The sequence below is a fragment of the Pseudomonas sediminis genome (genome assembly GCF_002741105.1).
Taxonomy (GTDB): Bacteria; Pseudomonadota; Gammaproteobacteria; order Pseudomonadales; family Pseudomonadaceae; genus Aquipseudomonas; species Aquipseudomonas sediminis.
Genome location: NZ_NIQU01000005.1, coordinates 265,064 through 276,452, shown reverse-complemented (window position 1 = coordinate 276,452; position 11,389 = coordinate 265,064). Strand labels below are relative to the sequence as shown.

The window sequence follows — 11,389 nt, the reverse complement described above, 5'->3', positions numbered from 1 at the left end:
GCATAGCCCGGATGCAATCCGGGGGCGACCGCCCGAGATCAAACCTGCAGCAACCGATCCCGCAGCTTCTGAATCTCATCACGTAACTGCGCGGCGGCCTCGAACTCCAGATCGCGCGCCAGGGCGTACATCTTCTCTTCCAGCTGACGAATACGCTTGGTGATCTCGCTCGGCGAGCGCAGCTCGTTCTCGTAGCGTGCGCTCTCCTCCGCCGCCTTGGCCATGCCCTTGCGCTTGTTGCTTCGCGCACCGGGCACCACGGCGCCTTCGAGGATGTCCTTGACGTCCTTCTGCACGCCCTTGGGCACGATGCCGTTGGCTTCGTTGAAGGCGATCTGCTTGGCACGACGCCGCTCGGTCTCGCCGATGGCGCGCTGCATCGAGCCGGTCATGTTGTCGGCGTAGAGAATCGCTCGACCGTTGAGGTTACGCGCCGCGCGGCCGATGGTCTGGATCAGCGAGCGCTCGCTGCGCAGGAAGCCTTCCTTGTCCGCATCGAGGATCGCCACCAGCGATACCTCGGGCATGTCCAAGCCCTCACGCAGCAGGTTGATACCCACCAGCACGTCGAAGGCGCCCAGACGCAGGTCGCGAATGATCTCCACCCGCTCAACGGTATCGATGTCCGAGTGCAGGTAACGCACCTTGACGTCGTGATCACCCAGGTAATCGGTCAAGTCCTCGGCCATGCGCTTGGTCAGCGTGGTGACCAGCACACGATCGCCCGCCGCCACGCGCAAACGAATCTCCGAGAGCAGATCATCGACCTGAGTGCGCGCCGGGCGCACCTCGATCTGCGGGTCGACCAAGCCAGTCGGTCGCACCAACTGCTCCACCACACGCCCGGCATGCTCGCCCTCGTAAGGCCCAGGCGTGGCGGACACGAAAATGGTCTGCGGGCTGGCCGCCTCCCACTCCTCGAAGCGCATCGGTCGGTTGTCCAGCGCCGAAGGCAGGCGGAAGCCGTATTCCACCAGGGTTTCCTTGCGCGAGCGGTCGCCCTTGTACATCGCGCCGACCTGCGGCACCGAGACGTGGGACTCATCAATCACCAGCAGAGCTTCATCAGGCAGGTAGTCATAAAGAGTGGGCGGCGGCGCGCCAGCCGGGCGACCCGAGAGGTAGCGTGAGTAGTTTTCGATGCCGTTGCAGTAGCCCAGTTCGAGAATCATCTCCAGATCGAAGCGGGTGCGCTGCTCCAGACGCTGCGCCTCCACCAGCTTATTGGCACCGCGCAGGTACTCCAGGCGCTGCTGCAGCTCGACCTTGATGTGCTCAACCGCCTCCAGCAGCGTTTCACGCGGGGTGACGTAGTGACTCTTGGGGTAGAAGGTAAAGCGCGGCAGCTTCTGGATCACCTCGCCGGTCAGCGGGTCGAAGGCGCTAATGCTCTCCACTTCGTCATCAAACAGCTCGACACGGATGGCTTCGAGATCCGACTCCGCCGGAAAGACGTCGATCACATCGCCGCGCACGCGGAAGGTGGCGCGGGCGAAGTCCATGTCGTTACGCGTGTACTGCAGCTCGGCCAGTCGGCGCAGCAGCGCACGCTGGTCCATCTTGTCGCCCCGATCGAGGTGCAGCACCATTTTCAGGTACTCCTCGGGGCTACCCAAGCCGTAGATCGACGACACGGTGCAGACCACAATCACGTCCTTGCGCTCGATCAGCGCCTTGGTCGCCGACAGACGCATCTGCTCGATATGGTCGTTGATCGAGGCATCCTTCTCGATGAAGGTATCCGACGACGGCACATAGGCTTCCGGCTGGTAGTAGTCATAGTAGGAGACGAAGTACTCCACCGCGTTGTTCGGGAAGAACGCCTTGAACTCGCCGTAGAGCTGCGCGGCCAGGGTCTTGTTCGGCGCCAGGACCAGGGTCGGGCGCTGCACCTTGGCAATCACGTTGGCAATGGAGAAAGTCTTGCCCGAGCCCGTCACGCCGAGCAGGGTCTGATGTGACAGACCGGCTTCCAGCCCCTCAACCATCTGCCGAATCGCCTCGGGCTGATCGCCAGCAGGTTTGAAGCGGGTCACCAACTGAAACTCGGACATGCAGTACCTCGACAAATGGCTGTGACGCATCCTGTCGGACCGCGTCAAAAGCCATGAATTGCGGGGCGATTCGGCAATAGGTCCAGGTAGAGTCGAATTACCTGGCAAAAGGCCTTAATTCAGGGCTTTGCGCTGTCGCCCCCTGGATTCAGGGTCGTTATACTAACGCCCCGTTTACGCGCCCCCTAGCGCTTTTGTCGGGGACGCCTGGCCACCCACCCCTCACTCGAGTTGTCGCACCCATCATGAGTCTCTTCTCTGCCGTCGAAATGGCTCCGCGCGATCCCATCCTGGGCCTCAACGAAGCATTCAACGCGGACACCCGCACCACCAAGGTCAACCTTGGCGTGGGCGTCTACTACAACGAGGAGGGGCGAATTCCGCTGCTGCGCGCCGTCGCAGAAGCCGAAAAAGCGCGTATCGAGGCGCATGCTCCGCGCGGCTACCTGCCGATCGAAGGCATCGCAGCCTACGACAAGGCCGTGCAGGAACTGCTGTTCGGCAAGGGCGCGGCGCTGATCGACGCCGGCCGCGTAATCACCACCCAAGCCCTCGGCGGCACCGGCGCACTGAAGATCGGCGCTGACTTCCTCAAGCGCCTGCTGCCGGACGCCACCGTCGCCATAAGCGACCCGAGCTGGGAGAACCACCGCGCCCTGTTCGAATCGGCCGGTTTCCCGGTGCAGAACTATCGCTACTACGATCCGTTCAGCAACGGCGTGAACCGCGGCGGCATGCTCGAAGACCTGCGCAACCTGCCGGCGCGCTCCATCGTCGTGCTGCATGCCTGCTGCCACAACCCGACTGGCGTCGACCTGCAGCTGGAAGACTGGACAGCCGTACTGGAAGTGCTGCGCGAGCGCGAGCATGTGCCCTTCCTCGATATCGCCTACCAGGGTTTCGGTGACGGCATCGACCAGGACGCCGAAGCCGTGCGCCTGTTCGCCGAGTCAGGCCTGGAATTCTTCGTTTCCAGCTCCTTCTCCAAATCGTTCTCGCTTTACGGCGAACGCGTCGGCGCCCTGTCGCTGGTCACCAGCAGCCGTGAAGAGTCGACTCGCGTCCTGTCGCAGCTCAAACGCGTGATCCGCACCAACTACTCCAACCCGCCGACCCACGGCGCCACCGTGGTCGCCAGCGTACTGAACAGCCCCGAGCTGCGCGCCATGTGGGAAGCCGAACTGGGCGAAATGCGCGACCGCATCCGCAGCATGCGCCTGGCCATGGTCGAGCAACTGGCCGCACTGGGCGCCAAGCGCGACTTCGGTTTCGTTGCCGAGCAACGCGGCATGTTCTCCTACTCCGGCCTCACCGTGGAGCAAGTGGAGCGCCTGAAGGAAGAGTTCGGCATCTACGCCGTCGGCACCGGCCGCATCTGCGTCGCCGCTCTGAACAACGGCAACCTGGACAGCGTCACCCGCGCGATCCACGCCGTGCTTTAAGCCTCTGCGATAGACAAAAACGCCGGCCCAAGGGCCGGCGTTTTTGTATGCGCCAACAGTCACTGCAGGAGCGGCTGGGCGGCATTCCGCTTCAGCCGCGATTTGTCGCCGACTGCAGTTGTCGCGGCTAAAGCCCCTCCCACGACATCATCGCTGAACATCCCGAATTCCAACCGGGTAGATATCGCGACAAAGTGTTGACTTCTCTTTTTTAATCAGTAACATACGCGCCGTTGTTCCGCGATAGCTCAGTCGGTAGAGCAAATGACTGTTAATCATTGGGTCCCTGGTTCGAGTCCAGGTCGCGGAGCCAAATTCAAGAACCCAGCCTAACCGCTGGGTTTTTTATTGCCTGCGGACTCTCACCAGGGACTGAGTCCCAGGTTATTCGCCTCGCTCCCCCCTTCGGGGCCGCGCTAAAGCGCGTTCAGCTGCGCTGTCGAGTCCAGGTCGCGGAGCCAAATTCAAAAGCCTCGGTTGATCCGGGGCTTTTTTGTGCCTGCAGGACTCTCACCAGGGAGCCTGTCCTAGATTATTCGCTTCGCTCGCCCCTCAGGCCGCACTAAACCGACTCTTTATAGCTCGCCAAGCGCTCTTCGTAGGTTGCGCCACGCGCACCGAGAGCGCCCAATAAGCAAGCGTGACAACATACAAGCCTTAAAAGCAAAAAGGCCGGTCAAAAGACCGGCCCAGACAACAACGCCGCCAGGCGTCAGTTAACACTCAACTTGTCGCGATTCTTCTCCAGCGTCGCCTCGCCGATACCTTTCACCTCCAATAGCTCATCGACCGAGGCGAAATTACCGTGCTCCTCCCGATAAGCCACAATCGCCTGCGCCTTGGTCGCACCAATACCCGCCAACTCACTCTGCAGCGTTGCAGCATCAGCGGTATTGAGATTGACCACGGCAACCTGCGCTACATGCGCTGCAGCCGGTTTGGCACTTTCGGTTTTTGGGGTTTCAGCTGCGGCGGCAGCCAGAGAGAAGGAAGCGAGAACAGCGAACAGAAGGGAAGATAGACGGAGTTTTTGCATGATGTGCATTCCTTGTCGTAAGTAGATCCAAGTGAGGTATGAAACCCCACAAGAATCAACCTAGACGCTATCTCCCAACTGTCAAATCAAAGCCTCAACGCTCCCGGTTTCTGAGATGAATCCAGTCGACGATCTCACCTTCCGGCACATAACCATGCACGGTTTCACGCAGCAGCACGCGTACGCGAGCGTAGTCATCCTCGTTGACTGCAGCCAGCAGCGCCTGCAAGCGCGCCTTGAGCTCGTCCCAGGGCAACATATCCTCTTCCGCACGCATGATCATCGGATGCTCCGTAGGCTTCACATCCTCGCCGATTAGCAGCTCCTCGTAGAGCTTCTCACCTGGGCGCAACCCGGTGAACTCGATACCGATATCGCCATGCGGATTACGCTCATCGCGCACAGTCAGACCGGACAAACGAATCATCTTCTCCGCAAGGTCGGCAATCTTGACCGGCTCGCCCATATCCAGCACGAACACATCACCGCCCTGCCCCAGCGAACCGGCCTGAATCACTAGCTGCGCGGCCTCAGGGATAGTCATGAAATAGCGCGTGATGTTCGGATGCGTAACCGTCACCGGCCCACCCTGCTTGATCTGCTCCCTGAACAACGGAATAACAGACCCGGAAGAGCCCAGCACATTGCCGAAACGCACCATGGTGAACCTGGTCTTGTTGACGTGATGAACACCTGAGTCATCACCGAACAGCAACGGCGCAGACTCACGACTCAGCGCCTGCAGTACCATCTCAGCCAGGCGCTTGGTGCTGCCCATGACATTCGTAGGCCGCACCGCCTTGTCGGTAGAAATCAAAACGAAATTGGCGACTCCCGCCTTGATCGACGCTTGCGCCGCATTGAGCGTACCGACCAGGTTATTGAGCACGCCCTCAGCAACGTTATGCTCGACCATCGGCACATGCTTGTAAGCAGCGGCGTGATAGATGGTGTTGACCCGCCAGGTCTGCAGAATATCGAACAACCGCTCGAAGTTGCGGATAGACCCGAGAATCGGCACCAGCTTGATCGGCAGCGACTCCCGCTCGATTCGCTGCTGCAATTCGCCATGGATGCTGTAGAGATTGAATTCGCTGTGCTCGAAAAGCAGCAAGGTCCGCGCGCCGCTAGCGAGAATCTGCCGACACAACTCCGAACCGATGGAGCCACCAGCGCCGGTTACCAGGACGACTTGATTCTTGATGCAGCGTTCGAACAAATCCTGTCGAGGCGGCACGGCGTCGCGGCCCAAAAGGTCGGCGATATCAACTTCCTGAAGGTCTTCGACCTTTACCCGGCCGCTAGCGAGATCCATAAATCCGGGGATGCTGCGTACATGGAGCGCGTAAGGCTCCAACGCCTCGAGTATCTCTCGTCTGCGCGCGCGGGGAATCGAGGGCATTGCCAGCAAAACCTCTGTCACCCCCGTTTCATTGATCATTTGCTGAATATGCTTGGGCGAGTAGACGCGCAGGCCCGCAATCGTGCGAGTAGCAATACCGGAATCATCATCAATGAATGCAGCCGGGCGCATCGCTTTACCCAAACGTAAAGCGGCTACCAGTTGGTTACCCGCCGCCCCTGCTCCATATATAGCAACCTTGGAAGTGCCTGACTCGATATCGCGACGGCGAGCAATCGGCTCGAACCAATCACCTATAAAGAACTGGCGCATGGTCAAACGCAAACCACCCAACAGCAGCAGGCTCAGCCACCAATAATTAAAAACCATGGACCTTGGAACGAGAGCCGTCGGCCCGCGATACCAATAAACCGCCAGAGATAGCACCAATGCAGACAAGGTCACTGCCTTGGCTATCGTTACAAGAGCATCATTACCCACATAACGCATTACCGCGCGATACATCCCCAGTCTGATGAAAATGGGAAGTGCAATAACAGGCGCCAGCAGAAACAGCCAGCCATGACCAGAAAAAGGTCTGGCAGCATCCCAATCCCCCATACGAACGGCAAACGACAGCCACAGCGCCAGCCAAATTAGCAATATATCAACAGCCAGTTGAAGAACTCGCTTCTGCCGACGAGACAAATGCAAAAGGCTGTGGCGCAATAACTCTATTCTTCGATGAATCATCTCAATACCTCAGTCCTTGGCAACCAGAGCCTGACCAGGTTTGATAACTAAACCCGGTTCGATAACCACACCATATCCAGCACTGCAACCTGCCTGAAGCCAAGCGGCTTCGCCGACCGTGACTCCGCCAGCCAAGCAAACACCAACACCAAGATGCGCATAGTCTTCCAATGTCACATCATGGTCGACCACCGCCCCCGCATTGATGATTACCCCTTGCCCCAGCCGAGCCTCAGCGCCCACGACTGCTAGTGACATGATGGCTGAACCAGGACCGATTGAAGCTGAAGCACTCACGCAAGCACGAGGGTGAACTACGCTGCCTAACGAAATGCCAGCGGCAGTGATCTTTTCATTCCACGTACGACGCAAGGAATTATTACCAAACGCCGCGATAGCTCCGTCAGCTGCCCTAGCATTTTCAGCCAAATGACTCAGGCCACCGACCACAGGCAGGCCAAAAACAACCTTCAGCTCAGGCCATCTATCGTCGAGGAAAACTACCTGCTGCCACTCTCCAGAGAGTAATGCAGCCTCGGCAACAGTCTTACCGTGGCCACCAGCTCCAAGAACTAACAATTTCCGCAACTGACTCATCTGCGCTCCAACTCGCCAGCACGAAACTTGATAGCCAGCGCTATCAGAGGCACGTAAGCCAACACTAGTCCGACCAAACCATCGCCGCCTTGCGTTACCCAAATTGCCACCGGTAACAGCCAGCAGAGATTGATCGCGGCTACCGCCAGGGTAACCGGCAAATGGCGACCGAAATGACGCGAAGCGTATTGATACGCATGGCTTCGATGAGCTTCATAAACCTTGTCTCCGCGCAGTAAACGCCGAAGTAGAGTAAAGGTCGCGTCTACAACAAAAACACCCAGCAAGATCAGCCAGCCCCAAAGCAAGGATTGATCGATCCACGCCGCCTGTAAGGAAAGAACGCCAAGCACCACGCCTAGAAAGCCGCTACCAGCATCGCCCATGAAAATTCGCGCCGGCGGGAAATTCCAGTAAAGAAATCCCACTACAGCAAACGACAGCAACAGCGGCAGCACTGCAGCGTCGGCATGCCCCTGGAGGGCATATAACAAAGCGCCTCCCACACAAACACAGATAGCCTCGATGCTGGCAATGCCATCGATTCCATCCATGAAGTTGTAAAGGTTGAGTAACCAAACCAGATACAAAGAGGCCAGCAAATAACCCAACCAACCAAAGTCAACTGAGTGGTCAAGTATTGCCAACGGCGGCAGCCCACCGAGCCAGAAAAGTGCCCAAGCAGCAGCAGCGAAATGCCCAAGCAAGCGCCAGCGAGCGGCAATGTGCCCGTGATCATCCAGGAATCCAAGCCACGCAATTGCCGAACCCGCACCTAGCAGCGAGTAATAAATATCAGCCGGTAAATCCAGACCTGCAGCGGACGCGGTGCACAACGCCAGGAGGAATGCCACCACAATGGCGACGCCTCCTCCACGAGGAGTTGGCCGGCTATGCGAGCTGCGCGCGTTGGGTATATCCATCAGGCTGCGGGCCAGCGCATAGCGTCGCAGCAACGCTGTCAGTCCCCACGCCAAGACAGCAGTGACCACCATCAGAACCATAACTTTCATTTAGATATTTCTTTCAGATAATGCGCAGCAGTCTTGGCCAAAGCCTGATCAACGGTAAGAGGTGGAGTCCACCCCAGTCGTTCGCGCGTCTTGTCCATGCTGATCTGTAACGAACCACACAGGCGCTGACTAAGCTGGCGACGCCCGAGCAAGATCGCAGCCCGCTCTATCATGGCCTGCGGCACGGGCAAGAGCCGCGCTGGGCGCCCGAGAGCGGCACTCAGACGACACAGCAACTCGGTGGTAGATAGATCCTCGCCGTCGCTGACCAGAAACCGCTGCCCGCTGGCCGCCGGATGGGTAAGGCACACCACCAGCAAGTCCACCAGGTTATCCAATGCCACCAGACTGCGGCGGTTATCTATGGCACCGAACGGCAACGGCACACCCCGCTGCAGCCAGCGCATCATGCTCAAGAAGTTGGCCTTGACCCCGGGGCCATAGATCAAAGGCGGACGGACGATGACCACCTCCAGCCCTGTTTCATCAGCAAGAGCCAGCAATTCATCCTCAGCCTCTCGTTTTGAGATGCCGTAAGGGTCCGTTGCATTCGAAACATCATCGGCCCTATAAGCCTGCCCTGGGAAAGTCTGCTCACCGTTGACCTTGATCGAGCTGACGAAGACGAAACGCCGCACGCCCGCGGCCACAGCCTGATGCGCCAGGCGTAGCGTGCCCTCGACGTTGGCTCGACGAAACTCCGCCAGCGGATCGGCGACCTGCTCATGCATCACGTGCACCCGCGCTGCACAGTGAATGACCGCATCGACGTCCGCGAGCGCCTGTGACCAGTCGGCCTCCGCATCCAACGACGGAGCCAGGCAGTACTCCACCCCGACAAGTGGGGCAACCGGTGCATTGCGCTGGGCACAGCGCAACCGATGCACGCCATCGGCCAGCAAGCGCGCCTGCACGCCACGGCCGACAAAGCCACTGGCGCCAGTCAGCAGAACACGCATATTCAGTCCTTGCGCCAGACGGTACGGTTCACGTAGTCGGTGTAACTGAGCACCACCCGCACCACCTGCAGCGACACCGGACCGCCTTCGTAGTCGGGCACCAGCGGAATCACCCGCTTGGCGGCATGGTGCTGGCTGGTGATAACCTTGACCGCAGCCAGCACCGAATCCTTCTTCAGCCCGGTCATGATGAGCGTGCCCTGGTCCATACCCTCGGGGCGCTCATGAGCATTGCGCAGCGTCACCGCCGGCAGATTGAGCAACGAGGCTTCCTCGGTGATGGTGCCGCTATCAGAGAGCACACAGAAAGCGTTCATCTGCAGCTTGATGTAATCGAGCAGACCGAATGGTTTGGAGAAACGGATCAGCGGGTGATCCAGCGATTCGCCCAGCGCCTCCAGCCGTTTACGTGTACGCGGATGGGTCGAGACAATCAGTGGGAAGCCATATTCGTCGGCCAGCGCTCGCAACGTGGCAAGCAGATCGCGCAGGTTGTCCGGAGTGTCGACGTTCTCTTCACGGTGGGTGCTGACAATGAAGAATTTTCCGGCCTCGAGCCCCTCACGAACCAGTACGTCGGAGGCCTCGATCTTCGGCCTGTAGTAATCCAGCACCTCATGCATGTGCGAGCCGGTCTTGATGATAGTCTCGGGGCGGATGCCCTCAGCGATCAAATAGCGACGAGCATGCTCGGTAAGCACCAGGTTGATGTCGGAGAGATGATCGAGCACCTTGCGGTTGAGCTCTTCCGGCACACGCTGATCAAAGCAGCGGTTGCCCGCCTCCATATGGAACACAGGAATCTTGCGGCGCTTCGCGGCGATCACCGCCAGGCAAGTATTGGTGTCACCATAGAGCAGCAACGCATCAGGCTTTTCCAGTTCGAACACGGCGTCCGCCTTGGCAATCACCTCGGCGATGGTCTGAGCGGCGGTCTCGCCGGCGGCACCGAGGAAGTGATCGGGCTTGCGGATCTCCAGATCGTCAAAGAAGACCTGGTTGAGCTCGTAGTCGTAATTTTGCCCCGAGTGCACCAGCACGTGGTTCACCTGGCGATCCATCTCGTCAATCACCCGGCTCATCTTGATCAGTTCCGGGCGGGTCCCGACCAGTGTCATGACCTTAAGCATCGAGCTGCTCCTTGATGTAATCGAGCTTCAGCAGGAGCTCCTTGATGCCGGGTACGTCCAGACGATGGGTATTGTGCGAGGTGTAGTCGTCCAGTTCGGAGATCCTCTCCTCGCCCTCGACGAAGTATTTCTTGTAGTTCAGATCGCGGTTATCGGCTGGAATGCGGTAGTAGCGCCCCATGTCCTCGGACTTGGCCATTTCCTCACGCGATACCAGCGACTCGTAAAGTTTCTCGCCATGCCGAGTACCGATGACTCGCACCGGATTGTCATGACCGAACAGCTCCTTGAGCGCCTGGGCCAAATCTCCGACGGTTGAGGCAGGCGCCTTCTGCACGAACAAGTCACCCTGCTCGCCATGCTCGAAGGCATGCAGCACCAGATCGACCGAGTCTTCCAACGACATCAGAAAACGTGTCATCTGCGGGTCAGTAACGGTCAGCGGCTCGCCGCTGCGCAGCTGGTCGATGAACAGAGGAATTACCGAACCGCGCGAGGCCATCACGTTGCCGTAGCGAGTGGCACAGACCACTGTGCCGCCCTCGGGAATCATCCGCGACTTGGCGACCATCAGCTTCTCGGCCATGGCCTTGGAGATGCCCATGGCGTTGATCGGGTACACCGCCTTGTCGGTGGAGAGCACCACCACGCGCTTTACGCCGCTGGCGATGGCAGCATTGAGCACATTCTCAGTGCCGTTGACGTTGGTGCGCACCGCCTCCATCGGATAGAACTCGCAGGACGGCACCTGCTTGAGCGCCGCGGCATGGAAGATGTAGTCGACGCCGACCATGGCCTGCTTGAGGCTGTCATAGTCACGAACATCGCCGATGTAGAACTTGACCTTGTCATTGGCCAGGGCAATGCGCATGTCCTCCTGCTTCTTCTCGTCGCGGGAGAAGATGCGGATCTCGCGCACGTCGGTATCGAGGAAACGCCGCAACACCGTATGGCCAAAGGAACCGGTGCCACCGGTGATCATCAATACCTTATTGTCGAACATAGAACCTTCCAGAACGTAAACGCAGCCAGACGGCTGCGTGGATTCTCTTTCATCAGGGCA

9 protein-coding genes and 1 tRNA gene are annotated in these 11,389 nt (G+C 59.0%); 2 read left to right on the top strand and 8 right to left on the bottom strand.

Annotated features, from left to right (window positions below; genetic code table 11):
* Positions 1–38 precede the first annotated feature (38 nt).
* The gene (gene uvrB / locus CDO35_RS14460; RefSeq protein ID WP_099525403.1) at positions 39–2,054 is read right to left on the bottom strand and encodes an excinuclease ABC subunit UvrB; all 2,016 of its coding nucleotides are present in this window, start codon (positions 2,052–2,054) and stop codon (positions 39–41) included.
* Positions 2,055–2,299: 245 nt separating this feature from the next.
* On the opposite strand from uvrB, the gene CDO35_RS14455 reads away from it, so the two are divergent.
* Together CDO35_RS14455 and CDO35_RS14450 are read left to right on the top strand one after the other, a co-directional pair.
* On the top strand, positions 2,300–3,496 hold the full coding sequence (locus CDO35_RS14455) for an amino acid aminotransferase (RefSeq protein WP_099525402.1): 1,197 nt from the start codon (positions 2,300–2,302) through the stop codon (positions 3,494–3,496).
* A 237-nt stretch (positions 3,497–3,733) separates the two neighbouring features.
* A tRNA-Asn gene (locus CDO35_RS14450) sits at positions 3,734–3,809 on the top strand.
* Positions 3,810–4,208: 399 nt separating this feature from the next.
* Here CDO35_RS14450 and CDO35_RS14445 read toward each other — a convergent pair.
* From CDO35_RS14445 to CDO35_RS14415, 7 genes are all read right to left on the bottom strand, one after another.
* Positions 4,209–4,532: a ComEA family DNA-binding protein gene (locus CDO35_RS14445; RefSeq protein WP_099525401.1), complete on the bottom strand. Its 324-nt coding sequence runs from the start codon at positions 4,530–4,532 to the stop codon at positions 4,209–4,211.
* A gap of 94 nt (positions 4,533–4,626) precedes the next feature.
* Entirely contained in the window at positions 4,627–6,627 is a 2,001-nt protein-coding gene (locus CDO35_RS14440; protein WP_099525400.1) for a polysaccharide biosynthesis protein, read from the bottom strand.
* Between the two features lie 9 nt (positions 6,628–6,636).
* On the bottom strand, positions 6,637–7,224 hold the full coding sequence (locus CDO35_RS14435) for a PglD-related sugar-binding protein (RefSeq protein ID WP_099525399.1): 588 nt from the start codon (positions 7,222–7,224) through the stop codon (positions 6,637–6,639).
* Positions 7,221–8,237, bottom strand: coding sequence for an MraY family glycosyltransferase (locus CDO35_RS14430; protein ID WP_099525398.1), 1,017 nt, complete (start codon positions 8,235–8,237; stop codon positions 7,221–7,223). The genes CDO35_RS14435 and CDO35_RS14430 overlap by 4 nt, the downstream gene beginning before the upstream one ends.
* On the bottom strand, positions 8,234–9,196 hold the full coding sequence (locus CDO35_RS14425) for a UDP-glucose 4-epimerase family protein (RefSeq protein WP_099525397.1): 963 nt from the start codon (positions 9,194–9,196) through the stop codon (positions 8,234–8,236). The genes CDO35_RS14430 and CDO35_RS14425 overlap by 4 nt, the downstream gene beginning before the upstream one ends.
* A gap of 2 nt (positions 9,197–9,198) precedes the next feature.
* Positions 9,199–10,326 (bottom strand): non-hydrolyzing UDP-N-acetylglucosamine 2-epimerase, encoded by a 1,128-nt coding sequence (gene wecB, locus CDO35_RS14420; protein ID WP_099525396.1) that lies wholly within the window; start codon positions 10,324–10,326, stop codon positions 9,199–9,201.
* A complete protein-coding gene (locus tag CDO35_RS14415) occupies positions 10,319–11,329 on the bottom strand; it encodes a polysaccharide biosynthesis protein (protein WP_099525395.1) in 1,011 nt (336 codons plus the stop codon). The genes wecB and CDO35_RS14415 overlap by 8 nt, the downstream gene beginning before the upstream one ends.
* Positions 11,330–11,389: the final 60 nt, after the last annotated feature.